Origin of the sequence: Marixanthomonas ophiurae (genome assembly GCF_003413745.1) — a bacterium.
Taxonomy (GTDB): Bacteria; Bacteroidota; Bacteroidia; order Flavobacteriales; family Flavobacteriaceae; genus Marixanthomonas; species Marixanthomonas ophiurae.
Genome location: NZ_QVID01000001.1, coordinates 2,115,817 through 2,139,267, shown reverse-complemented (window position 1 = coordinate 2,139,267; position 23,451 = coordinate 2,115,817). Strand labels below are relative to the sequence as shown.

Genomic DNA, 23,451 nt, shown 5'->3' with positions numbered 1-23,451 from the left:
CTCATTTAGTTTTTATTAGATTGTCTTTTTTCACAGTTAAAAGTTCTATCTCCTGTAATAACTGTTTCTTGTCCAAGAGCCTTTGATTTATTATAGAATCTATATTAACCTGCTTTTTATTATACTCTATTGCCTTATCCCACCCCTTGTCTAGTGCATAAAAATCAAAGGCAAGTTTTAGTAAAAGTGCAAATACAAAACCAAGAGCGGTTATAGCAATATAGTTGTTGGCTTTGTTATCCTTCTCTAAACTGGTAATCCTTGAATTTGATTGACCTATTTCTTTCATCAAAGCTTGTGGTGAATTAAATTCGCCTTGGCTCAAAGCTTCAATAGGGCTAGAAGGAATTGAGTTTTGATTAATATGTGTTCCTTTATAATTTTGCTTTTCTGATAGTTCAGCCAACCACATTGGGAAATAATTATCACCCCTTTTTAAAACGATTGTGGCTGGCCCAGCATTATATACACTGAATAATAATTTTCCCTTAAAATCTGGGTCTACGTGAAAACCGGAAACATTAACCAAACCTTTGAACTTTATTTTTGCCTTAATAGAAATAAAAGCAATTTTATCTTTAGGTATTTTAACAGTTTCCTCGGTTAATAGCAGAGCAAACTGTCCAGGTTCTATGTGAATAACTCCCTGAGGTTCTACATTTTTTATTTCTTTTGACCCTGAATTTGTAAGAAATACTTGTTCGCCCAATGAAAGTTCATAAGCCCCATTTTTAATTCTTTGCTCTTCAAAAGCCTCGATGACCTTACCTTTTTTTAGGCAGTCTAGTATTGCTTTGTTTCCTAAAAACGACATTATATTTGATTTTGATATGTTAAATCCTCTGCTATACGACTATTTATATTCCATTTTGGGGGAAACCAATATTCTATTGGTTGATGGTTTCGTTTATACTTCTGTTTAATTCGTGTTCTTTTGCTATTACCTGTAATCTCTGGATGCCTTACTCTACTATATTTATCTACCTCACAAAATAAATTTTGACAATCAATAAGTTGTAAATCTCTTCCCCATAATGATTTAAAATTTAGACCCAAACGTTCAAATTCAATTTCCTGCCTATCAGTTACCAACTTGATAATTTCTTTCTCATTTAAACCAGCCGTATCCGTAAAGCATTTGCTAATGCCGCCTAATGCACCTGGTCCTGGCATAACAAATTCTGATTCTGAGAAATTTATTATCCTAGAATAATTTATGTCAATTAATAATTGATAAGCCAAAAAATTTCCTAACCCTGGGAAGGATTTAATAATCTCAAATGCCTTTTGCATATTATTGGCATTAGATAATTGTTCCTCTGCCTTATCATTTAGCATTAGTTCAATTAACTTTAAATGATTACTGTGCTTTCTTGTATAACCAAAGGATGATTTTACAGAAGGCATAATATAAGCGGCAGAATAAATTGTTTCTCCAGCATTAAAAGCAGCATTTAAAATATCATTATAAACGTTAAAATCGTAATACTCAAAGGTCGGGTTGGGTATATGAGCAAGGATTAATTCCCAAGTATCTATCTTATTGAAGAGTTTGAACAAGAGGATTCTAAAAAGAATCTCTTTTGGTGAATCGGAATATTCCTCGCGATAAATAACATCACGTATAAGATACTGGCTTACTCTATCTGCTGCTCTATAAGCATTAGTAAATCGGTAAGTATTAATTATTGAATCATTAGACCAAGGACAACCTTTGTTTTCAATCTTGTTGAAAAAAGCCTCTTGACGTAAAGCTGCAAATTTCCAATATGTATCGTAAACTTCAGTAGTTTTAATTGGCGACAATGGTGAAATAATTGTTACTCCAGAATTTATATTTTTTTTTGAAACACTCATTAAGGCTTAGTGATTTTTATAGCTTGATTATATAATTTTTTAGCCTCAGTTTTTGACAAACTATCAAGCTTTTCAATACTAATGAAACAATTAAATCTTTCAAATGAAATCCCCAATTCTTCAGCAACGAATTTTCCTAGATTTACAAGACCCAACCAGTTACCATAAGCCTTCTCATATAAATGTTGCACAGCATAAAAGCTATTGAGAACCAAACCGTTTTCTTCAGTTACATAAAATGTTATGTGCTGAAGGCAAGGAAAACCTAAATATGGACCATCTAGTTTATCAGAATTGGGGTCAAAGGTAGAAGCTTGATATCTTGACCTCCTATTGTTTTTGTTATCTTGTATTGATTCTATAATATTTTCCAGTTGGTTAATTCCTCCATTTGTCCCAGGGAAATCAATTAACCTCTGAAAATATGTTCCTCTCCTATTACGAGGGTTTCTACCATTCAAATCTAATTTTTTTATCCGCTTAAAATTAGACTTGTATTCTTCGTAGAGTTCGTGTCGATTATTCTTGAATAATCTAGAAAGTGAAAGAGGAAAAATAGTTTCTGAAACAGTTTGAATTGATTGTTTCTGGTGAATCGACAAGTGATTGTCTAATAGCTCTCGTAAAGATATATCTTCTTCGAAATCTGTTATGGTAAGTACCAAAGGGGATAATTCCTTTCCAGATATATCTCCATACCTTTTGAGTACCTCTATCCAAGATTGTGAAATATTATGGTTTTCTATTAATGTGGGTGTTTTCATATTTGTTTTTAATTTTCTAAGTGTCTGTACTCTGAGAGTCCTTCATACTCAAAATTTTGAATTCTAATAAAATAGGTTTGTCCATTGTTTGAATTACTGGCTCTCAGTATTCCTGGTTTAATAGCCTCGTAACATAAACCATTTTTAGTTTCAGAAACAACGTTCAAATGATTTCCTTCCAATTCTATATCTTTTGGTAAACACAGAAAACCGGAAACTTCTGTATCAACAATACTTTCCTTGTATTTAGAATCAATTATTTTTAAATGCCCTTTACCTTGGTTTGCTGTAATCTTTCTGAGAAAATCAGAAGGTGAGTATTTTAATAGCTCTTTTGATTTCTGATAACTAATTAGTTTGTTCAAACAGCAGTTAGAAATTAAGGTTTGATAACCAACACCAAAAACAGATGATATGGTAAAAAACTGAATTGGTGTTGCGGTTTTTAAATTCCATTTTCTCTTTTGAAATTCAAGCTGGACGCCAGCAATTGGCATTAAAAGAGCTGAGGCAAAAGTATCAACTAATCTTTCCTCTTGATTATACACATCTGATTCATTATTGTCTTGATAAATCAAATCGATTTGTGAGCCGTGGCCATATAAATGGTGACCCAATTCGTGGGCACAGGTAAAGACTCTTCTTGAAAATGGACGTAATGAGGACAGAATAATATACGAGTTTTCAGGGTTATCACTTGAGATATACATTCCTTCCATATTAATGCGTCTGAACCTAACATCTATTTCAAATTTTAGACAGGTATCATATACGTTAATTGGTTGAAACATATTCAAGCCTAAATCTGCTCTAACTGAGTCAGCTTTTTTAATTCCGCTAGCGGCGATTGAATCCATAAACTGTTATATTATTTTGGTAGTATATTCAAGAGTTCAAAGAGTTTGTTTTTATCCTCCTCACTCATTTTGCTTAATTCTCTTGCAGCGAACTTCAGTTTTCCTTGAGTAATTTCTGAGTTATCACCTTCGTTAAGCAACCAAGATGAATCTACCTTATATAGTTTTGAAAACTCAATTAACTCTTCTGCGCTTACTTTTCGCCTACCTGCTTCAATCTCGGAAATTGCAGGTCGTTGTACATTTAGTTTCAACGCCACTTGTGCCTGAGACAAACCTGAAAGTTCTCTCGCTTTTTTTAATCTTTCAGCTATTTCCAATCTTTTCAAATTTGAATTATCACTTTTCATATTTAGCGTGTTTTATAAGTTTTTCTGCTGACATCTTTATATCTAATTGTTTTTGTTCTTTTTTATCGTAAAATACATAGCAATCGTCTGGAATGATTACATCCAATTTCTTTTCTAATCGTCCCAGAACGGTAACCAGAACTTGACTAGTTATCCCTGGTAATAATCCAGGACAAGATGCAGAATCTATAGAGACTTCAATCTCTAATGTGTCTGCTATCTCCTTAATGACCTCGGCTATTTTTTCTTCAACCAGTTCCTGACTTATATCAATCATAATGTGTGGATTTGGTACAAATATGGTAAGAATATCTTACATACGCAAATTATTTATATTTTTAATTTACTCATAGGCCTCTTATTTATAAAACTTATGACTGCGCACTATCTCATTAATAAAAGCTGCAAATAGAGCTTTTAGACATTTTATGACCTCAATCCCCAACTCTTTCATAACTATCAATATTTTTAATTAAACTTCTAATTACCGCGAAAGCCAAAATTTTATAAGATTCTGGCTTTTGATAATACTTACTCTCATCTACATTACTCAAAAATCCCAATTCCAATAAAACAGAAGTGCAATAGCCCATTGTTTCACGCAAAACCTGAAAATTTGCAAACTTCACACCTCTACTCTCAAAACTTAAACTCTTACTTAGGTCATCTTGCAGTTGAAAAGCAAGCCAAGTAGCATCATCCGAGTATTTAGATATAGCGTTAGCCACATAAACTTCAATCCCTCTCGCATCCGGATTATCAGAGTGGTTGCAATGCAACGACATAAACAAATCAGCATTTAAGGCTTTGGCCAGTTTAGTCCTGTCCGGTAATGATATTAAAGTGTCTTTGTACCTGGTCAAATAAATATCGAGTGGTTTTTCTAAGTCGTTATTTAACCTTAAAATCTCATTTGCAATGGACAAAACCACATCCTTTTCTTGGATGTCATTTATACCTATTGCACCAGAATCTTTTCCACCGTGTCCAACGTCAATTATTATTCGTTTTTGAGCAGTCGATTCCTGTCCAAAAATGAAGCACATTTTTAGAATCAAAATCACAAAACTGACGTTTTTGAACACTTTTTTCATTTTCAATTTTCGGATTATCAACAACTTCACTTCAAAAATTCATAAAATTTGATGTCAAATAATAGCAACGGAATTCAAACAATATCAAATAATATTTTATTCACAAATATTTGATTTACAGTTATTTGTGTTCAAATATATGTAAATTTCCAATAACAAAAATGAACCAAAAATTTAAACTGTTCCGTTATGAAAAAATCACCCTATTTAGTACCCATTCTTTCGCTCTTATCCACTTCGCTTTTTGCTCAAATTGGTGGCATTGAAGATTCAGTTAACGATGTAGGCGATACCATCAGAACTATTTTTCCAATCTTATTGGGTGTCATCTTCTTGGTAGGCTTCTTATTTAATGCAGGACATTTCTTCGGCGAAAATGCCGACCTCAAAAAGGGTATAACCAGAGTACTTGTCTTTGTGTTGATTGCTGGTGCCGTTGTGGGAATCTTCACGTACCTAATTGGGATAGTAGTATAAATGAACCCTCAACGAGGACTTTACTAGAGAAGCTATATGAAGAAATTCGAGGTCTATAAAAACATCAGGAAACGGGCGGTCATTTTTGGGCTACCCATTTCCCTGTTTGCCTTGATGATGGTTTCCATTTTGGCTTCGTTGCTCATCATCATCTTCTCTTTCAGCTTTGAGATAATAATAGGTGTGTTGGTATTCAATGCTTCCCTATATGTGGCTTTGGCAAGAATAACCCACAATCCGCAACTATTCCAAATGGCTAAGGCTTTTCCAAAAATTATCAGCAACAAAAGAAATTCTGGCTTCGATTATGAACAAGATTAACCTTTCGGCATATCAACCCATCGTAGATATTCAGGACAATATCGTATTTGCCAACAATGGCAACGTTGTCCTATGCTATAAAGGCAATCTGCCAGAAATCTATTCGCTTTCCGAAAAAGATTTTGAGGATATACACGGTGCTTGGTTTCAGGCATTGAAGTCATTGCCAGTTGGTACTGTGGTCCATAAACAGGATATCTATCTCAAGAAATCCTATACCTCAGAACAACTTTCGAACAAAACTTTTTTAGAGAAAGCAACACACGAGCATTTTAAAGGTCGTGGACACATAGAACATAAATGCTATCTGTTCTTCATTTTGACCAAGAACAAGGCACTTAATAATTCAAAATATGTCAACCCGTTCCAAAAGGTTTCTAAAGGAATTGTGCAAGAACTGGATGACAACGTTAAAAGCTTCATCAACTCGGTAAGCGATTCTGTTTCCTTCATCAACAATAGCCGAAAGATGGAATTTATTTCGCTTAAAGCGGAAGAGATTCAAAAGCTTACAAATGGCTATTTCAATGGTTTCAACGAAGGCTTTGATACCGACATCATCTTAGATAAAAAAAGCGTCAATATTGGCGAAAACCATTTTGATGCCCTTGCCATCAACAGCGAACTGTGCTTTGGCGAAAGTGTTCAAAGTAGCAAAACCAATGAGAAATTTACTTCTGACGATTTTGTGTTTCATCAAGGGTTTGTTGATGGTTTAGGGCTTACGCTTAACGAAAATCATATCGTCAACCAAATCATTTATTTGGATGACAAACAGAAGTGGCGTAAGCTGCTGGATAAGAAAGTTGAGGAACTGAACAAAAGTTCAAATTTTGGCTCGCAAAATAAAGTGGTACTTGGTAAAATTCAGCATATCCTTGACCAAATCAATGCCGATGATAATGCCAGAATAATTCGTGGACATCTCAATATTGTGTATTGGTCTAAAGATGCCAATGAACTCGATAAGATTACCTCAAAAATAAAGACTGAATTTAAGGAACTGGATATCATCCCATACTATCCAAGAGGCGAAGAACGGAAGAATTATATCTTGAACAGTTACTGTTGCTTTTCATCCAACTTCTCAAATAATGATTTATACGTTACGGATTTAAAACACGCACTTTGTCTGTTCATTAACAACACCAATTACAAATCGGACACTACCGGAATCATCTTTAATGACCGCGAACATAACATTCCAGTTCTGAAAGATGTTTGGGACGAACGTAAAAAGCGCATCAAGGCCAGAAACTTTGCCATTTTCGCACCAACAGGCGAAGGCAAATCCTTTTTGGCTAATAACATCTTACGTCAATATTTTGAAAGTGGCATTCGTCTGGTCATCATCGATTTGGGTGGCTCGTACACCAAATTCGCAAAGCTCTATCCTGAAAAATATACCGTACTCAGATATGAGAGCGGAAAGAATCTCGGTATCAATCCATTTTACATTAGTGATACTAAAGACCTAACACCTGAACGTTTGGAAGACTTATCCGTTTTTCTGTTTGAGTTGTTCGCTTCAGATTTGAAAGTGACCAAGGCACAATCAGTTTCGGTCAAAAAGATACTGCGTCATTACTACGATAGCGCTTCAGAAAATTATTCATTAGATGGTTTCTACAGCTTTATAGAAAGGAATCAGAAAGACCTTCTGAGCACCCTTAAAATCCATCCCGACTACTTCAATCTTACGAGCTTTTTGCACGTAATGTCTGAATACGTCGGCGATGGTCTATATAGTTTTCTATTTGAGGTCAGCGAAGACCAGACCTATAAAATTGAGGACAAACGATTGATTGTCTTTGAGCTGGATGAAGTCAAGGACAATAAGGAAATCCTATCGGTAATGCTCAAGCTTATCAAGTCGGCCATTCAGAGAACCATTTGGAAAAACAGGGCTGAAAAGGGTATCATCCTATTTGACGAGTTTGCCAAGCAATTGAAGTTTGATAACGTACTGGAAAGTGTCGAGTTCTACTATCAAGCTATCCGAAAACAGAACGGTGCAATCGGTATTATTCTTCAGTCCATCAATCAGCTTCCAAATAATTCCACCTCGGCAAGTATTCTTGAAAACACACAGGTCATTTATAGCCTAAACAATGAGAAGGGTTATGATGAATTGATCAAAAGGCTCAATCTGTCCAGCCACGACCTGAACCAATTAAAATCCATCAAGAATAATCTTACCGGACCACGGAAATACACCGAAATGTTCATCAAAATAGGTAGGGAAAGCAACATTTTCCGTCTCGAAGTTCCGAAGGAAGTATATGCCGCTTACCTAACAGACGGTAAGGAAAATGAGGAAATAATGAAGCTCTACAACGAGCATCGGGATATGCAAAAAGCAATCATTCAATTCACATCTAAAACATAATATTATGAAGACAAAAATTAAAACAATGTTATTCGGGCTAATCTTAGCGGTTGCCCTTTTAATGCCGAAAGATGCTTCCGCTCAAGGAATGCCGGTTTATGACAACACCAACTTTATCAGCTTGGTAAAGCAACTTTTGGAATCTGGCAAACAGACGGCAGAAATGATCAAGTCCGTAAAATTCCTGAAGGATGCCAAAGAAGCCATTGAGAAAGTATCGAGCGTTGTCCAACAGCTTAGAGCGGTTGAGGAAATCGCACAGAACAATCAGCGCCTTATCAATGTAATGCAGAATGACCTCCAGGATATTCTGAATTCGCCCTACATCAAACCCGAGGAAATTGACAGGGTGGTAGCCTCGTTCGAAACCATTGTCCAAAATTCATTGGACACGGTGGATTTTATAGACGAAGTCCTATCAAGTGACTATCTCAAAATGAGCGATGCGGAACGTGCTGAAATCCTGAAAGCAAAAGAACTGGAATCCAAACAAATGGTTGCCAATATCACTACAAAAACAAAACGCTATCGTGATATTATTTCTTTCAGAAAGATGCAGGATAAAGTCAATAACCGCGAAACAGAATATTAAGGATGACCGCGACCATCATTTTAGGGATAGGGTTAGAATATATCGATACGGTGTTCCAGACCATACAAGCCAGCGACTTTTCGCAATACACCATTGCCGGAATGAAAACGCTCGCTGTCCTGTTTTTCTTGGTCAATATCCTTAAAAAATACAATGAAGGCATTGCGGACAAAGATGGTTACACTTGGGGATTGAGTCCGGGGGAACTGGCCAAGAATTTTGCCATTGTCCTATTGGTCATATTTTCAACGCAGGTGTTAGGATTCTTTGATGGGATATTGGTAGCCATAGAGGGACAATATAGGGGCATGGCACCTGCGTTACTTCCATTGCAAATGCAGGATATTCCATTAGAGGAAGATGTCAGCCTTTTTGATGCTGCAAGTTCGGCAATGACACTTTTATACGAGGCTTTGGTAACGCCACTTTACGGTTTCAAGATATTGGCCTTTATTCTGAGTACCATCCTCTGGATATTGGATTTGTTTATCTATCCGCTATTCTTGGCAGAACGCTTTTTCCTCTTGGGAATAATGCAAGCATTCTTCCCATTGGTCATTAGCCTTGCGGTTTTTGAAAAGTTCCGTTCGCTCGCCTATACCTTCTTTAAGTTGTACGCTGCGGTCTATATGCTCGTACCAGCCTTCTTTCTGGTCAATGTGTTTATCAATGCCATTTATACTGAAATCAACACCAATTTCTGGGTCAATCTCTTCGGAACCGATACAGGTCAGGGCTTTTTTGCACCTGTCGTTCAATTGGGCTCTGTTGGCTTTATCGTCTTCCTGAAATTCAAATTGTACAGACGTGCCACATCCTTTACGCTCAGACTCTTTACCAACTAATTCAATTCAAAATGAAAACACCTTACAAGAACATCTATAACGTCCTAAAATTAAATCGGTTTATCGTTTTGGCAGTCGTTGTTTGTGCCTTATTGTCCAGCACCTTTTCAATTTGGATGGTATTCAACACCAATCAAAAGGCACTCAATAGTGCTTTTGCGATTAATACTGATGGCAGTATAATACCGCTGAAGCTCGTTACACAAAAAGAGAATTTTAGGGTGGAAGCTTTGGCGCATCTGGAATTGTTTAACAACTACTTCTATAACATCGATGCGAGCAATTATGAACGGAATTTGGAAAAGGCACTTTGGCTGGGCAACAGTTCCGTGGACAATCTCTATCGGCAAAAAAAGGCAGACGGAGTCTACAACCGTCTTTTGCAGTATTCCCTTGTCCAAAAGGTACTGAGCATCGGTTCGCAGATCGAAGAAAAGAACGGGGTTTACACGTTCAGGACGGTTACCGTTTTTGAGATTAACCGGGGATCAATAACCGATACCTATGAACTGGTTTCCACCGGAAACCTCATTGCCGTTGATCGGAACTTCCCCAACAATCCACACGGGCTGTTGATTACCAACTATTTTGAAAAATCCCTTAAAAAACTGAACGATGAAAATTGAAAGCCCATAACCTGCCCGACAGTTAGGCGGGTGGGCATTTAAAAACCAATGATTATGAAAATCGAAAAAAACAAAATAGTATTTGCGGCCGTCTTGGCCGTGATATTCCTATTCCTGATTTCCTATTCCGTGATGGTGATGGGCGATGAGGATAGCGGGAACGAGAACCTTAAAGAAACAGCGGTCCCAAAACTGGAAGAGGATCAAAAGGAATATGATTCCAAACTGGATGCCATCAATGATTTAAAGGAAGTGCGTGAAACTAATGCCCCGAGCATCTACGATGAAAAATTGATCGATTCCCTAGGCTTTTATGATGCTGATTTACCTGAACGGGAAAAGGAGCGCATTGTGGACAGTATTTACTCCGCAGGGAAAATCAGGTATTCCGAAAAAAGTTATCGGAATAATGGCGATAAGAAAACGGTTACCAAGGTCGCAAAAGTAGTGGATTCCGCAGCAATTAAGGCCGAACAAAAAATTGATGCCAAGGAAATGGGGCTGGAACACCAGTTGTTCTTTGCCTCTGACCCAAAAGAAAGTGCTGTTTCCGTTTCCGGTACAACCGATGCCGCTATTTATGCCGTAGTGGATGGCGATCAAGTCGTCAAGGCCAATTCGCGGTTGCGGATGCGCCTGACCAAAGCGGCTAGCATTAATAGTAAACAAATTCCGAAAAACACACCAATTTACGGTTTTATCAGTTTTGGGCCCAATCGGGTTTTGATCGAGATCGAGAATATCAAACATAAGCCCACAAAACTGAAAGCCTTCGACCTACAGGACGGTAGTGAAGGGGTTTATGTGGAAAACAACTTTCGTGCACAGGTTTCCACCGAGGTCATTGGCGATATGGTGGACGATATCAATATCGCCGGAGTGCCACAGATAAGTGGGTTCAAAAAGATATTCCAGCGCAACAACCGGAATGTTAAGGTTACCGTGCTCAACAACTACAAACTGATCCTAAAACCCAAATTATGAGCCCATAATGGGCATTTAAAAACTCAATCTTATGAAAAATCTTCTTCTCACTTCCATATTTCTAAGTATTAGCACACTCACTAAAGCGCAGACGCCTATTGCACTCGATACAATTTATGCCAATGATCAAAAGAACGTCGCCCTGTTCTTCCCAGAACCCATCCGCCAAGGGATTACGGGATCGGACAATTTTGTGTTTACCTATAACCGCGAGAAAGAACAGTATTTTGGATTGCTTCAGGCAAAGCCGGGAAAGGAAAGCAATCTTCTGGTGGTCAACAGAAATGGTTCGGTTTTTTCGTATATTGTAAGGTATAAAAAGCAGCTTACTAAGCTGAACTATTTTGTATCGAAATCCGGTAGCATCGGCAATGAAAAGCCCATTTTTGCTGATTCGGCTAAAGTTGATGAGTCCAAGACAGCGTTAGAAAACAATATCTATTATTACCAAAAATTCTGTTCCTATCTACTTGATCGAAAGCAACGGATTGGCCGGATAAAAAAACGGAACGAGGGCATCGTTTTAAGTGTTGAAAACATTGTTTTCGACAAAGAAGAACTGTATTTCGTGATCCAAATTGAAAATAGATCGACCTTGGATTACTATCTGAATTTCTTAAAACTCTCGGTTGAGACGAGACAAAAAGGTAAAAAGAAATCATTGCAACGTCTTTATCAGAAGCCTATTTTTAAATATAATTTGCCCTCCAAAGTAGCCGAAAATCAAACCGAAAGATTGGTTTACGTGCTGCCAAAATTCTCGATAAGCAATGACCGCAGGGCGGTTTTAGAGCTTAACGAAAAGAACGGGGAAAAGAACTTGAAATTAAAAATTTCGCATAGATTTATCAACAACCCAAATTAACTTCGTTATGAAAAATATCGTTATTTGCTCAGTCTTATGTTTATTCCTTGCCTGTGCCGGAAAACAAGATCTTTCGCCGAGCGAAACTTCAAAAATCGTAGTGGAAAGTTTCTACAATAAAGATAATACGGCCTTGAAAAAATATACCACCCCCGAAGGCTATGAAGGTCTAAAATCGATACAGGATTTAATGGCAGCAGGCAAATCCGGGGATTCCAATTTTAAAGTCCTGGAAGAAACTGCCGATGATAAGACAGCTTGGGTCAGGTTTACGACGTCCTATGAAGAAAATCCTGAATTATTCATGCTGTTGAAAGTTGATGGTCACTGGAAGGTCACACAGCAAGGACCTAGGGAGAAAGGCCTTTTTAAAACCTCTTATTTCCATTCATAAGTAGTCTGCCCACAGCCACATCTAACATTCTTTGCTACATTATCGTAATTTTTCAATGAGACTCTCGGTCTTCGACAATCTTCTTTATCGCAAACGAATATATTTTCCAACGCTAAGATATCGGACCAAAATGCTTTCAAATCCCCAATTTTCGGATTGAAAGGGTTATCGTGGGAAAGTAGATTTCCAAATAATGCTGAATTAGCTACACGCTCAATTGTAGGAAGCTCTTTCTTAAGTTCCTTACTTTTATCCTTTATTCGGGATTTTAATGCGTTTATTAGTTCATCAGGCATTCGCTTTTCATTAAAGTCATTATACCTAAAACTTACTTTTACGTCTAAGTTTATGCATATTTCCTTAAGTGAATGTTCTAAATAAATCCTTATTGGGTTACCCAAACCTTCAATTTCACTTTCGGCGATGGACTTTTCTATACGCTCTTTCAATTCGTTAGGTTTTTCATCCAAAAATGTACCTTTATCCTCAGTCCACTTAATTTCGTTTATAATCCAATTTTTCTTCTTGGCCAAAGGACTAACGAAATTTTTGAACCAATCATATTCGTGAGTAAGTAGAATAATCTGATATTTTGAAAACTTTTCAAAAATCAACTCAGCAAATCTTTTTCTATGATTAGTATCGAAACTGGAAATCACGTCGTCAAGAAGCACAAAGTCATTATTGTCATTAAAAGCTTCTACAGATGCTAAAAAGAATGAAAGTCCAAAACAGTTCAAATGTGATTCACTAAAATATTTTTGAGGTGGTGAAACCCATTCTCCATTGTATTCATATTCTATTGTGATACCATTCAGTTCATCATCTTCTCCAATAGTAACAATTTTTATTTCCTGAAATGGTTCGTCAGGGTTCATATATTGATAAAACCCATTGATTTTTTCGGAAAAAGTACTAATGAAGTTTTCCAGACCCTCCTTTTGTTTTTTAATGAATTCGTTGTAAATAATCTCTAAGGTTTTTCTTTGCTTCTCTAATTTTATACGTTGTTTTTCAAAGTATTTTATTTTTACAAAAGCATCCTTTGAGGAGGAAACATTAGAATAAACCACCGCTGAATTATCTTTTTCCTGAATTTTTTTAATTTCTTTTATTCTATTTATAATCACAGATTGAAAATCGAAGTCCGATGCTTGAAATCCGACCGTATCTTTATTAGGAATTTTATTTCCTGAAGTTACCTTTTCAACACTGGCTCTTTGGAATTTTTCGATTTTTTCTTTTAAAGCAGTTGTTCCCGCTTCAATTGCCTTGTGTTCTTCCTGCTTAATCAACTTTTCCAATAGTAAATTATCCAGTCTTTTTATGCGTTCTACCGTTATGGCCCCTATAGATTGTTTTGCTTTATCAAAAAGTGCTTTTTTCTTTGAAGACTCTTCAATTTCCTTAAGCCTCGCAGCGATTTCATTGCGTAAGTCTTCAATATTTTTGGGTTGAAGACAAAGCGGACAACTTTCATCCTTATGGTATTTTTTCGCTAAAACAGTATCACCAGTTTTCAGTAGTTCTGCGAGAAAAGTTTGCATTATACTTTCAACATCTTCCGCTATTTTTTCAAATTCTTCATAATATTTGTCATACTCTTTATTTATGAATTCAATTTCTGACTTCAGAGTATCTGTAGTAGCTTTGACCTTTTCCAAAAAAGTCAGTTCTTCATTAAGCTTATTATTAGTCCCTTTCTTAAGATGCTCAAGAAGAGAATCGATATCCTCAATTTCTTTCACCTCAATACCAGTTTTCAAAGGAGCTGTTTTTTTATTTATAACTTCAATCAAATCTTCTTTCCGGCTAATTGCGGCTCCAATTTTTTTAATAAGAACCTCTTTTTGAGTGTTTATTTGCGCTTCAAAATTTTGATTTTTTATTTCAGTTTTTAGTGAGTTGTAACTTTTCCTTAATACATCCTTTTTTTTGGTAACCTCAGAAAAGCCAATGATATCAGATAAATATTTGAGCTTGTCACCTTTGGTATTATCAATAAAATCCCTGAGATATTGATACCGTAGAAGCAAGTTTTCCTTCGTGGAATTATCAAGGTATTTTCCGAACTCTTCGGTTGTATTGGTAAACTCGGAACCAAGTTTACCACGCTTAACAAATAAGGATTTGGTAGCGTTAAAAGCTTCTCCTTTAATATAAGAAACACTTACTTCAGATACATCTTCGTCAGTGAGTGTGGCGTTTCTTAAAGCATCCTTTAAATCAATCTCACCACTTGAAAGATGGGAAACCCTGTTTGTGTAAAACCATTCCAGCGCATCAGAAATACTACTCTTCCCAGTTCCATTGTCTCCATAAAGCAAAATAGATCTTCCGTTTAAAGGTAGTTCTAAGCTTTCTTTTGCTCCCCTAATTCCTTTAATGCTTATATTTTTAATCTTTACTGACATCCGTTTCTCTTAAAGTTTGTAATTCATTTTTGACATTGGTATCTGTTAACTTGTCATCATTATATAACTTGTTCAACATCTTTGCGATTTCAGGATCAACGTTTTTGATTGTACCAATATTTTCGAAAAAATCGTCTAATATTTCTTTTCCTGATTTTACTTTTTCTTCCATAGCTTTTACTTAAAATATTTCCAATCAATTTTAAAACTTGTGGTAAGCGTATTGTTCAAAATTTCAAATCCTGTTTTATTATTACAAATGGGATAAACCCCATAATGCTCAACAAAATTCAAAATAAAATAACTCTCTAAATCTTCAATTCTAAATTGCCATATATTTCGCAGCATTTCGAAATTAATATAAGTAAACAAAAGTGGTTCAACTTGTCTATAACTCGATAATCCAACATTCTTAGACTTTCCATCGAAATGTCCAATTAATCTACTTCCTATACTGTTAGTTCTTTTTTCGCTCATACCGATGTACAACAATTTCGAAGTCTCGAATGGATATCGAATATCGATTGATTGACTAAAAATAAAGTAGAGTCCTGCAATACCATTTAAAGGTCTAATATTAGACGGTATAAATGGCTTAGGGCTGTCAAAATATATAGTTACTTCATTTGTCATACCAATTAAAATGCATTAAACTTATCTCCCATATAATGCTTCAAATTCCACTTTTTGGTGGTGTCCAAGGCTCGTTCCAAAACAATTAACTTCTGGTCAGTATGGCTTTTAAAATAAGCAACGGTTTCGTCTGCTAGGCTTACATCCAGACAAATCAAGGTTTCTTTTTCGCCGTCTGAGGCCAAAAAGATGTCATTCTGGTTGAACTGTTCTTGTTTTTCTAAGGTATAGTTGAGTTGAAAACCATTTTTGATTAATATTTCGGTTATAAGTTCTTCGCGGTTAAAGGCAGAAACGAGCTGGGCTTCTTTTTCGGTAATATATTTTTTGAGCAGCGTGACATTTTCTTCATCAGACTTCTCGGGATCGGGAGCGTATTCTACCCTTGGAAAATTGGATTTGACCAATTTAAACACTTTAAAGCCCAAGCCTTTCAATTGTTCTTTTTTAGTTTCATCTTTAGTAAATAAATCGGGTGTTTCTTTCTTCTTTTCAGCAATGATGTTATCAATCACGCGTTTGTTTCGCTCAATGGTAATGTCGCTTAATTTTTTATAACCTGCTTTAAAGGCTTCGCTTTTTTCTTCAGCAGCCTCTGGAAATTGAACTAAAATATAGTTTCTCCTTAAGCCATCTTCTTCGTTCAGCTCTTGTACGGCTTGTCCAGTTGTTCCAGACCCAGCAAAAAAGTCAAGAAAAATATCATTATTTCTAGCAGGAATTGAATCAAATAATAATTTGATCAATCTGCTGGGTTTAGGATATGAAAAGAAACTTTTTCCTTCGAAAAGCTTTTCAATCTCAATTCCTCCGTCACTTTTAGTTGAAAGAATGGACCTTAATAAAAATCGCTGGACTTCATCAAAATACGTTATAGAACTTGGTTGGGTATTTTCATCATTACTAAACCATATTTTACCACAGAGAAAACTTCCATCGTGTAATTCAATAACATTTTTATATTTACCGTCTTCAAGATTTGCGGCATCGTTAAAGGTATCTTCTTTCCACCGCCAACCTCTATCAGGAATTTTGACCGGCTTGCCTGTTTTGGGATGTTTGACTGTGTAGGTTGGCCCAAAAGTATCAGCATTAGGCCAACTCATATTTATTTTACCCCATAACCTATAATCTTCACTTAAAGAATTATATAGAGTAATTCCTCTATCAAAATCCCTTTTTTTATACAGTCTTTTTATTTCCTTTTCTGCTTGAGCAATTGTTTTTTTCTGTCTTTTTAACTTTGATAATAGTTTATTAATCTCCTCAATACCACCCTTCTTCATCGTAAACTCGTGTTTAAAAGAAGAATTCTTTACATAGAGCAAAATATATTCGTGAATATTCCCAATACCTTTGTCATTTTTAGGTACTCTTTTGTTCCAAGTTATACATTCAATAAAGTTTTCTTCCCCAAAAACGTCATCACACAGCTTTCTTAAATGATGGATTTCACTGTCATCTAACGAAATAAACAGAACCCCATCTTCCTTTAACAGTTGTCTTGCAATGAGTAATCTGCTATACATCATATTCAGCCAATTACTGTGAAAACGCCCATCTGACTCCGAATTGGTATCGACCTTTACGCCATTCTCCATCATTTCAGCATCCTCCCAATAGGATTTTACGTCTTGTTTCCACGTATCTTGATATACAAAATCTTTGTCTTTATTATATGGCGGATCGATATAGATGCACTTGACCTGTTCCCGGTAACTATTGCTCAACAACTTGAGCACTTGCAGGTTTTCGCCTTCAATAATGAGATTTTCGCTATTGTCGGGGTTCACGCTTCGTTCTTCGTCATAAACCAATGTAGCGTTAGTGGGTGTAAAAGCTTCCCTTTTGGCCTTGCTTTTTCCAAACCAACGAAATTCATAGCGTTCAGTTTCACTTACGCTTTTGGGATCAACCACTTTTAGGAGTTCGTTACTATTCAACTTTCCTTCATTGGTAAAAAGATCCGGCATCAATTGTTTTAATTGTTCCAGCCGTTCTTTGTTCCAGTCGTGTGACTGTACTTTCTCCAAGGGGTTTTCTATGGTTTCTTTGGTATCGCTCATAATCTATTATTCAAGGTCTTTTTCAATAAATTTTTGCAGTTCCTTCTCACTGGGTAGGTACATTTGGTATTTGGAGGCAAAAAGGTTTTTCTTATCATTGAGCACCGAATATTTTGCTACCACATTATCGGTGTCAGCACATAGCAAAATCCCAATCGTGGGATTATCGTTTTTAGATTTTTCGCGTTCATCAAACATCCGTACATACATATCCAACTGCCCGATATCCTGATGGCTCAATTTTCCACTTTTAATATCAATGACTACAAAACATTTAAGATGGTAATTGTAAAACACCAGGTCGATAAAGAAATCGGAGGTTTCGGTACGTACCAATTTTTGTTGTGCAACAAAGGCAAAACCTTTACCCAATTCCAATAGAAAAGTTTGTAGGTGGGCAATGATTCCCTTCTCGATATCCTTTTCTTTATGCGTTAAATTGGCTGGAAGGTCAAGAAATTCGAGCACGTAAGGGTTTTTAATAAAGTCCAATTGAGATAATTCGCTACTTTCCGAAGTAATTTCCTTGTTGGATTGACTGGATAAAATGCGTTGATAATATTGACTGCTGATATTACGATCCAGCTTTCGGACACTCCAATGTTGGCTAATCGATTCCTCTAAATAAAATTGCCTTACGGCTTTATCTTCTATTCGTATTAACAAGCGATAATGTGACCAACTCAATTCGGGGCACACTGTGTCCCGAATTGGAAAACTTAGGTAAAACTGCCGAATCCTACGCAGTTCACGGGCATCGAAGCTTTTACCAAAATCATTACTCAAATTTTCTGCAAGTTCTTTTAATAAATAGGTGCCGTATTCTGCTCTTTGGCTACCGTTCTGTTCTTCTTCCACAATACGTTTGCCTATTTCCCAATAAGCAAATACCATCGCCGAATTAACTGCCGTAGCAGCCTGTTGGCGGGCTTGATTTAAAATACCTCTTATTTCTTGAAGAAGGGCGTTATGTGATTTACTGGGTTTCATCAATTTTAATTTACTTTTATTTCTTGTCCTTTTTCAACATCCTTTTGGGCTTCGGTTTTAAAATAGTCATATTCTTTGACCGGGGCTTTGTATTTTACATCCACACCTAATGCCTCAAAATGTTTGAGTGCACATTTTATTTTATACACTTCACTTTCCTTCAAAGATTTTTTATCGTTAATATCGTTTGTTCCCTTTGTTTCAATAACAAAATAGAATTCATTTACCGCACCATCTTTTAAACTTTTGCGTTTCATCACGATGCCAAAATCAGGTTCGTATTCGCCAATGGGTGTTTTGATTTTATAATAGGAAGGCAGTTTAAGAAAACAGACCACTTCATCATCATTATCGGCAGTCAAAGCAAACTTATGTTCTACTTCGCTATCCACCAAGGTTTTATCAAAAACCCCGCGTTTTGGGGTTAACGTATAGCGTTTATCATCCAATTGTTTTACAAAATCTTCAAAATCGAAAGGAAAGGTTTCGTTGGTTACCTGATAATCCAGACCACGTAACATTTCTTCCAATTCGATATTTTTAATGAGTGCCGAAGCACGGTGGATAAACTGTGGTGGATTTTTGGCAAAATGGGCGTGGTCAATATCCCGAATGATAGCAAAGGTAGTTGTATAGCTCAATCCTGTATTTTCACTGAGTTCTTCCACCAAATCCAGCGCTGTATAACTGGCTTTCAGTTTATAGCTTTCACTCCCACCAAATTCATCTTTCAATTCTTCTTCAGTAATAGAACTAATAGATCGGCTGCTTACCTCGGCCACATAATCGGCTATATCGATTTGGTTAAGCGCTTCCCGGTTTCTTTCAATAAGAGCTTCTTCATTAAAGGCCACGGTATAATTGGTTTTTTTAGCGAGTGCAGTCCAGAACCGCTTAAAGGCTTTATTAATATTTTCGTTATCATTCCGCTTGAATCGAACCTCATTTTGTGGCTTTCCCTTATGGGTATGGGTCATTCCTGCTCCAGCAGTTGAACTACCGTAAACCTCTTTGATTTCCTCCTGATATTGAGTTACAAAAGTTTCATAGGTTTCATTTGGGATTACCGTAAGCTGATTGATACGTTCAGCATCGGAAACATCGGGTTTGTCATAAACGCGGTTTCCCTTATCATTAACACATATTCGTAAGCCTCGACCAATCTCCTGTCGTTTTTTGATTTCTGAATAGGAATTACTCAAGGTAGCAATGTTGAAAATATTGGGATTGTCCCAACCTACTCCCAAAGCGGAATGTGAAAAGATAAACTCGATTTTATTGGCCACGCTGTCACCATAATTGAGCAAACCTTCTTTATCTTTCAATATAGCATCAAATACATCGCTGTTTTTCCGCATTGAATTTTCGCTATCCGTAAATTCGCCTTTACCCGTCTTGGCAAAATATGAACCCTGAATTAACTCTATATGCTCGGCGGTTGGCACTTGGTTGTCGTGGAATTCTGGATATAGTGCTTTGTATTTTTCTATAAATATTTTTTTGATGATGGGGTCATCGCTCACATAGTTGGCCACCTTATCGATAAAAATCAGGGATAAACATTTTATTCCTTGTTCCCGTAGTTTTTGCTTTTTAGTAAAGTGTCTAATAATGAGCCATTCCAATTGTAGTTCCCAAATACTTTGCACGTTTCCAGAAGCCTGTTTTTCTAAGATTTCTACACCATTTGAAAAAGTTACTGACCATTTTTGGGTTCGGAGACTCTTTTGAACACGTTCTATTTTATAATTTAGGTAACTTGGATTATTAGTTTTCTCTCCAAGATTGTCGCCATTTTTTAACCAAGCTGTATTCTTGAACTGAATTTTTCCGCTGGCCATCTGGTGCCAAGCTTTTATTTTTACTTTTATATTTCCGTTCTTGTTTTGAACATCTGAAAACTCAAGCTTTAGCGTGGCTTCATCATTTTTTTCGGTAACGGTAAGCACCTCTATTTTTTTAACCAAACCATCTTTGTAACTATCGTAAGGAGTTAGACGATACAGTTTGTTTTTAGAAACCTTGTGTGTAGCAGAATACCGTAATTTAAATAGTGGATTGAGTTTTTTAATCTGCTTGATGGAATTGGGAGTGTCCATCCCTTCCTGTGGCTCATCCATTATAATAAAAGGATTGGTGCGTCCAATTGCTTCAATAAAAGGAATATTGGCAAACAAATCTTCACGTTGGGCTTGGTTCAATATCTTGTCTTCTGAATTGAAAGAAGCCAAGGTCATAATCATTATTTGCGGATGTTGTTCCTCAATAAAATTCGTCACCTTATTCAGACGCTTGCTATCATACTCAAAGGCTTTAGGGGTGAACCCGTATATTTCTTCTAATTGGGTATCAAAAGTTTCCAACGTATTGAGCACCCCTTGACGGATCGCTACTGAAGGGACCAGGATGATAAACTTGGTAAAACCGTATTGTTTATAAAGCTCATAAATGGTTTTTAGATAGACCAAGGTTTTTCCAGTCCCGGTTTCCATTTCGATGGTCAATTCCCGTTCGGGTGTAAGTTTGGCAGTTTCTTCGATAATTCCATTTTCCTGAATGACCGATTTAATATTCTCCTGTATTTCTTCCGCAGAAAGTGAAATTCTATTGGAACGAATACCCTCATTACTCGAATTGTCAAAGGTATTTTTGACCGTGCCATCAAAAACATCAACGACCGATTTAATGGCTGTTTGCTGGTATGCTAATTCTTCTAACTTGATTCCCATTAAACTTCCTTGTTCTTAGTGTTGTTATATTTAATTTTCTGCTCAGCCACTTTCAAAGCTTTTTCTCCTAATTCTTCATCTTGAATTTCATAGAGTATCTTTTCACTCAAGTATTGAACGATAAGATCTTCCTGATTTAAGTCGAGAATTTTTGCCAATTGAACAATCTGTTCCTTCTTTGCTTTACGTTCCCCACGCTCAATTTTACTTAGGATAGCCGTATCGATATCCAAAAGCGCTGCCACTTGTCTAAGCAATAAGCCTTTCTCTTCTCGATGCTTTCTCAATATTTCCCCAACGGAATTATTCTTTTTCATTTGACAACTATGAGTTGATGAATTTGATTTGACAAAACTTGTCAATTATAATGAAAACTCCAAGAAAGAGATGAAGATTGTGTTAATGAGTTATTAACAAGGGTGAAATTACCTTTTGTTTTAATAGTGTTGATCGGCTGATGATTTCACCACCATTTACACCACCTATTGCACCACCACGTTTTATTAGGGCGAGAACAGTGGTGGATGCATATTATTTCTGATGGTGAATTCAATTCGGGACACAGTGAGTCCCGAATTGTAAAAAACCATGATTCAGTTGTAAAAGCCTTATTATTCTTTCGACGAATCAAAAATCGACCTCGCCTCCTCATAAACCCGTTCAAAATTAGCCTCTAGATCAGCTTGCGTAAATTGTTTTGATTTTTCGGGAAGTTCTCGCTGAATCTTCTGTAATTTAAACTGTACTTTTTTATCCTTCCCATCGGCATAAGTAATAAACTCACCTTGTTTTAACCGAAAGAAAACATCAGCCCTAATCTTTGGAATCTCCTTCTCCCCTGTTGTGATTCGTGTGTCAAAATCCAGATTATGGCCTCGGCTTACGCTTTTGGTCGGATTTTTTACGATTTCAAAAAAGCGTTCGTAATATTTGGCGGTGTCTGGATCGTTTACCTTTCCAAAAAACTGATAAGAAAGGTTGCTTAAAATTGCCTTACTTGCTTTATCTCCATACATCATATCGTTCTGAATCTTGTCTTGCATTACATATATGGTGGCGATATCGTAACTACGCAAGGTGGCTGGGATACGATGCATATTTAATAACCGTAAAGTCGGTGCTTCTTCCATTAATAAGAAAGAAGGTTTGGAGTTCCGCACGCTCATTTGCTTTGTGATGGTGTGAATAATCGTTGCGATGACTGGCGAATACGAAGTTTCAAATTTTGGATTGTTAACAATCGAAATCACACAAGGATTTTCTGGACTATTTATATTGAGTGGTACTTCGTCTGCGGACAATGTCATAAAGATCCGTTGAGTGCTAATTCGCTTAAGGGCATTGGCCAAGGTGCTTTTTACTCCAGCGGTCTGTCTTTCGGAATCTTTGCCGCTGATAAAAGCATCAGCCATTGCCCGTGATATGGTGTTGGTTTCTAAAAACTGGATTAGAGTGTCCGTATCTAGATATTGATAAACGGCAATTAGATGTGGTAATGTGCAAAACTGCGGGTAGGTAGTTCTTAGCTTCCAAATCAATCCACCTATCAACCCTTCGGCAGCATCATTGAAAAATTTTGTAGTTCCGGTTGTTCCGCTTTCTCTTTGCTCTAAAAGGTTTTCGATTAATACCCTTGACACCTCGTTTACGCTTTCCTCGTCCTCTAAATAGCGTGGAGCGATTGGATTTACCCTGTGGATGATTTTATCGAAGGAAATGACCTTAAAAGGGACCTCGCCATCTTTAAAAAGGGGGTATGCCATTTCCGTCAATTCAAAGTCCTTATAATCGTGAATAATCCCAAAAAAACCTTCTTTTCGGAAATGTTTCAAAAATCCATAAACCACACTTTCGGTCTTGCCACTTCCAGCAGACCCGATGATGGATGCACCACGTTTGATATTATCCAGTTTGAAATTCCCTTTGGTCGTGGTAAAACTGACTTGATATTTTCTATCGCTATTTTGTAGGTTTTCAGGTTTATACAGAAAAACGTATAACCCTGCATTAATTAGCAAAAGTGGACAAACCAAGTAAAGCATCAGCGACACCAATTCGTTTTCATCTGACATATAGAATACCAAAGTTGAAAGTAACATGATATTCAAAAGAAAAGCATATCTACTTATTCGAAATAGCGCATAGAAAACGGTACTGGTCAAACCAATAATTGAAAGTATTGCTATAAGATTGTCTATTTGCAT

The 23,451-nt window shown here is 36.6% G+C and carries 24 protein-coding genes; 9 read left to right on the top strand and 15 right to left on the bottom strand.

Annotation, left to right across the window (positions count from 1 at the left end; genetic code table 11):
- Position 1: 1 nt before the first annotated feature.
- The 7 genes from DZ858_RS09870 to DZ858_RS09840 form a co-directional block, all read right to left on the bottom strand.
- A complete protein-coding gene (locus DZ858_RS09870) occupies positions 2 to 814 on the bottom strand; it encodes a dCTP deaminase domain-containing protein (RefSeq protein ID WP_117159383.1) in 813 nt (270 codons plus the stop codon).
- On the bottom strand, positions 814 to 1,857 hold the full coding sequence (locus tag DZ858_RS09865; RefSeq protein ID WP_117159382.1) for a nucleotide kinase domain-containing protein: 1,044 nt from the start codon (positions 1,855 to 1,857) through the stop codon (positions 814 to 816). Before DZ858_RS09865 ends, DZ858_RS09870 begins: the two co-directional genes overlap by 1 nt.
- Positions 1,857 to 2,621 (bottom strand): thymidylate synthase family protein, encoded by a 765-nt coding sequence (locus DZ858_RS09860; RefSeq protein WP_117159381.1) that lies wholly within the window; start codon positions 2,619 to 2,621, stop codon positions 1,857 to 1,859. Before DZ858_RS09860 ends, DZ858_RS09865 begins: the two co-directional genes overlap by 1 nt.
- 8 nt (positions 2,622 to 2,629) lie before the next feature.
- Entirely contained in the window at positions 2,630 to 3,478 is an 849-nt protein-coding gene (locus DZ858_RS09855; protein ID WP_117159380.1) for an ImmA/IrrE family metallo-endopeptidase, read from the bottom strand.
- 11 nt (positions 3,479 to 3,489) lie between these two features.
- Complete coding sequence (locus tag DZ858_RS09850; RefSeq protein ID WP_117159379.1) at positions 3,490 to 3,828, bottom strand: helix-turn-helix domain-containing protein; 339 nt, start codon at positions 3,826 to 3,828, stop codon at positions 3,490 to 3,492.
- Positions 3,818 to 4,105 (bottom strand): hypothetical protein, encoded by a 288-nt coding sequence (locus DZ858_RS09845; RefSeq protein ID WP_117159378.1) that lies wholly within the window; start codon positions 4,103 to 4,105, stop codon positions 3,818 to 3,820. The genes DZ858_RS09850 and DZ858_RS09845 overlap by 11 nt, the downstream gene beginning before the upstream one ends.
- A 157-nt stretch (positions 4,106 to 4,262) precedes the next feature.
- Entirely contained in the window at positions 4,263 to 4,922 is a 660-nt protein-coding gene (locus tag DZ858_RS09840; protein ID WP_117159377.1) for an N-acetylmuramoyl-L-alanine amidase family protein, read from the bottom strand.
- A 189-nt stretch (positions 4,923 to 5,111) separates the two neighbouring features.
- On the opposite strand from DZ858_RS09840, the gene DZ858_RS09835 reads away from it, so the two are divergent.
- The 9 genes from DZ858_RS09835 to DZ858_RS09795 are packed head-to-tail and all read left to right on the top strand — an operon-like array spanning position 5,112 to position 12,415.
- Positions 5,112 to 5,399 (top strand): hypothetical protein, encoded by a 288-nt coding sequence (locus DZ858_RS09835; protein ID WP_117159376.1) that lies wholly within the window; start codon positions 5,112 to 5,114, stop codon positions 5,397 to 5,399.
- A gap of 36 nt (positions 5,400 to 5,435) precedes the next feature.
- Positions 5,436 to 5,720: a hypothetical protein gene (locus tag DZ858_RS09830; RefSeq protein ID WP_117159375.1), complete on the top strand. Its 285-nt coding sequence runs from the start codon at positions 5,436 to 5,438 to the stop codon at positions 5,718 to 5,720.
- Positions 5,707 to 8,109, top strand: coding sequence for a TraG family conjugative transposon ATPase (locus tag DZ858_RS09825; protein ID WP_117159374.1), 2,403 nt, complete (start codon positions 5,707 to 5,709; stop codon positions 8,107 to 8,109). Before DZ858_RS09830 ends, DZ858_RS09825 begins: the two co-directional genes overlap by 14 nt.
- 4 nt (positions 8,110 to 8,113) lie before the next feature.
- Positions 8,114 to 8,701, top strand: a complete 588-nt coding sequence (locus DZ858_RS09820; RefSeq protein ID WP_117159373.1) for a conjugal transfer protein — start codon at positions 8,114 to 8,116, stop codon at positions 8,699 to 8,701.
- 2 nt (positions 8,702 to 8,703) lie between these two features.
- Entirely contained in the window at positions 8,704 to 9,546 is an 843-nt protein-coding gene (locus tag DZ858_RS09815; protein WP_117159372.1) for a hypothetical protein, read from the top strand.
- An 11-nt stretch (positions 9,547 to 9,557) separates the two neighbouring features.
- Positions 9,558 to 10,172 carry a conjugal transfer protein TraK gene (locus DZ858_RS09810; RefSeq protein WP_117159371.1) on the top strand — a complete coding sequence of 205 codons (615 nt, stop codon included), beginning with the start codon at positions 9,558 to 9,560 and terminating at the stop codon, positions 10,170 to 10,172.
- 54 nt (positions 10,173 to 10,226) lie between these two features.
- Positions 10,227 to 11,156, top strand: coding sequence for a conjugative transposon protein TraM (traM, locus tag DZ858_RS09805; protein WP_117159370.1), 930 nt, complete (start codon positions 10,227 to 10,229; stop codon positions 11,154 to 11,156).
- 31 nt (positions 11,157 to 11,187) lie between these two features.
- A complete protein-coding gene (locus DZ858_RS09800; protein ID WP_117159369.1) occupies positions 11,188 to 12,021 on the top strand; it encodes a DUF4138 domain-containing protein in 834 nt (277 codons plus the stop codon).
- Positions 12,022 to 12,028: 7 nt separating this feature from the next.
- Positions 12,029 to 12,415, top strand: coding sequence for a nuclear transport factor 2 family protein (locus DZ858_RS09795; protein ID WP_117159368.1), 387 nt, complete (start codon positions 12,029 to 12,031; stop codon positions 12,413 to 12,415).
- Here DZ858_RS09795 and DZ858_RS09790 read toward each other — a convergent pair.
- The 8 genes from DZ858_RS09790 to DZ858_RS09755 all read right to left on the bottom strand — a co-directional run bounded on the left by DZ858_RS09790 (position 12,400) and on the right by DZ858_RS09755 (position 23,451).
- The gene (locus DZ858_RS09790; RefSeq protein WP_117159367.1) at positions 12,400 to 14,829 is read right to left on the bottom strand and encodes a coiled-coil domain-containing protein; all 2,430 of its coding nucleotides are present in this window, start codon (positions 14,827 to 14,829) and stop codon (positions 12,400 to 12,402) included. The genes DZ858_RS09795 and DZ858_RS09790 overlap by 16 nt on opposite strands.
- On the bottom strand, positions 14,813 to 15,001 hold the full coding sequence (locus DZ858_RS09785; RefSeq protein ID WP_117159366.1) for a hypothetical protein: 189 nt from the start codon (positions 14,999 to 15,001) through the stop codon (positions 14,813 to 14,815). Before DZ858_RS09785 ends, DZ858_RS09790 begins: the two co-directional genes overlap by 17 nt.
- Before the next feature lie 5 nt (positions 15,002 to 15,006).
- Positions 15,007 to 15,462, bottom strand: a complete 456-nt coding sequence (locus DZ858_RS09780; RefSeq protein WP_117159365.1) for a hypothetical protein — start codon at positions 15,460 to 15,462, stop codon at positions 15,007 to 15,009.
- A gap of 5 nt (positions 15,463 to 15,467) precedes the next feature.
- On the bottom strand, positions 15,468 to 17,528 hold the full coding sequence (locus tag DZ858_RS09775) for a site-specific DNA-methyltransferase (RefSeq protein WP_117159364.1): 2,061 nt from the start codon (positions 17,526 to 17,528) through the stop codon (positions 15,468 to 15,470).
- 6 nt (positions 17,529 to 17,534) lie between these two features.
- Positions 17,535 to 18,518, bottom strand: coding sequence for a PDDEXK nuclease domain-containing protein (locus DZ858_RS09770; RefSeq protein ID WP_117159363.1), 984 nt, complete (start codon positions 18,516 to 18,518; stop codon positions 17,535 to 17,537).
- Positions 18,519 to 18,523: 5 nt separating this feature from the next.
- Positions 18,524 to 21,247: a restriction endonuclease gene (locus DZ858_RS09765; protein ID WP_117159362.1), complete on the bottom strand. Its 2,724-nt coding sequence runs from the start codon at positions 21,245 to 21,247 to the stop codon at positions 18,524 to 18,526.
- Positions 21,247 to 21,564, bottom strand: coding sequence for a helix-turn-helix domain-containing protein (locus DZ858_RS09760; RefSeq protein WP_117159361.1), 318 nt, complete (start codon positions 21,562 to 21,564; stop codon positions 21,247 to 21,249). Before DZ858_RS09760 ends, DZ858_RS09765 begins: the two co-directional genes overlap by 1 nt.
- Before the next feature lie 294 nt (positions 21,565 to 21,858).
- Positions 21,859 to 23,451 carry a type IV secretory system conjugative DNA transfer family protein gene (locus DZ858_RS09755; RefSeq protein ID WP_117159360.1) on the bottom strand — a complete coding sequence of 531 codons (1,593 nt, stop codon included), beginning with the start codon at positions 23,449 to 23,451 and terminating at the stop codon, positions 21,859 to 21,861.

What these genes read in the sequence shown, in the direction of transcription:
- DZ858_RS09870 (WP_117159383.1), bottom strand. Translation starts at nt 814, where the DNA reads ATGTCGTTTTTAGGAAACAAAGCAATACTAGACTGCCTAAAAAAAGGT.
- DZ858_RS09865 (WP_117159382.1), bottom strand. Translation starts at nt 1,857, where the DNA reads ATGAGTGTTTCAAAAAAAAATATAAATTCTGGAGTAACAATTATTTCA.
- DZ858_RS09860 (WP_117159381.1), bottom strand. Translation starts at nt 2,621, where the DNA reads ATGAAAACACCCACATTAATAGAAAACCATAATATTTCACAATCTTGG.
- DZ858_RS09855 (WP_117159380.1), bottom strand. Translation starts at nt 3,478, where the DNA reads ATGGATTCAATCGCCGCTAGCGGAATTAAAAAAGCTGACTCAGTTAGA.
- DZ858_RS09850 (WP_117159379.1), bottom strand. Translation starts at nt 3,828, where the DNA reads ATGAAAAGTGATAATTCAAATTTGAAAAGATTGGAAATAGCTGAAAGA.
- DZ858_RS09845 (WP_117159378.1), bottom strand. Translation starts at nt 4,105, where the DNA reads ATGATTGATATAAGTCAGGAACTGGTTGAAGAAAAAATAGCCGAGGTC.
- DZ858_RS09840 (WP_117159377.1), bottom strand. Translation starts at nt 4,922, where the DNA reads ATGAAAAAAGTGTTCAAAAACGTCAGTTTTGTGATTTTGATTCTAAAA.
- DZ858_RS09835 (WP_117159376.1), top strand. Translation starts at nt 5,112, where the DNA reads ATGAAAAAATCACCCTATTTAGTACCCATTCTTTCGCTCTTATCCACT.
- DZ858_RS09830 (WP_117159375.1), top strand. Translation starts at nt 5,436, where the DNA reads ATGAAGAAATTCGAGGTCTATAAAAACATCAGGAAACGGGCGGTCATT.
- DZ858_RS09825 (WP_117159374.1), top strand. Translation starts at nt 5,707, where the DNA reads ATGAACAAGATTAACCTTTCGGCATATCAACCCATCGTAGATATTCAG.
- DZ858_RS09820 (WP_117159373.1), top strand. Translation starts at nt 8,114, where the DNA reads ATGAAGACAAAAATTAAAACAATGTTATTCGGGCTAATCTTAGCGGTT.
- DZ858_RS09815 (WP_117159372.1), top strand. Translation starts at nt 8,704, where the DNA reads ATGACCGCGACCATCATTTTAGGGATAGGGTTAGAATATATCGATACG.
- DZ858_RS09810 (WP_117159371.1), top strand. Translation starts at nt 9,558, where the DNA reads ATGAAAACACCTTACAAGAACATCTATAACGTCCTAAAATTAAATCGG.
- traM (WP_117159370.1), top strand. Translation starts at nt 10,227, where the DNA reads ATGAAAATCGAAAAAAACAAAATAGTATTTGCGGCCGTCTTGGCCGTG.
- DZ858_RS09800 (WP_117159369.1), top strand. Translation starts at nt 11,188, where the DNA reads ATGAAAAATCTTCTTCTCACTTCCATATTTCTAAGTATTAGCACACTC.
- DZ858_RS09795 (WP_117159368.1), top strand. Translation starts at nt 12,029, where the DNA reads ATGAAAAATATCGTTATTTGCTCAGTCTTATGTTTATTCCTTGCCTGT.
- DZ858_RS09790 (WP_117159367.1), bottom strand. Translation starts at nt 14,829, where the DNA reads ATGTCAGTAAAGATTAAAAATATAAGCATTAAAGGAATTAGGGGAGCA.
- DZ858_RS09785 (WP_117159366.1), bottom strand. Translation starts at nt 15,001, where the DNA reads ATGGAAGAAAAAGTAAAATCAGGAAAAGAAATATTAGACGATTTTTTC.
- DZ858_RS09780 (WP_117159365.1), bottom strand. Translation starts at nt 15,462, where the DNA reads ATGACAAATGAAGTAACTATATATTTTGACAGCCCTAAGCCATTTATA.
- DZ858_RS09775 (WP_117159364.1), bottom strand. Translation starts at nt 17,528, where the DNA reads ATGAGCGATACCAAAGAAACCATAGAAAACCCCTTGGAGAAAGTACAG.
- DZ858_RS09770 (WP_117159363.1), bottom strand. Translation starts at nt 18,518, where the DNA reads ATGAAACCCAGTAAATCACATAACGCCCTTCTTCAAGAAATAAGAGGT.
- DZ858_RS09765 (WP_117159362.1), bottom strand. Translation starts at nt 21,247, where the DNA reads ATGGGAATCAAGTTAGAAGAATTAGCATACCAGCAAACAGCCATTAAA.
- DZ858_RS09760 (WP_117159361.1), bottom strand. Translation starts at nt 21,564, where the DNA reads ATGAAAAAGAATAATTCCGTTGGGGAAATATTGAGAAAGCATCGAGAA.
- DZ858_RS09755 (WP_117159360.1), bottom strand. Translation starts at nt 23,451, where the DNA reads ATGCAAATAGACAATCTTATAGCAATACTTTCAATTATTGGTTTGACC.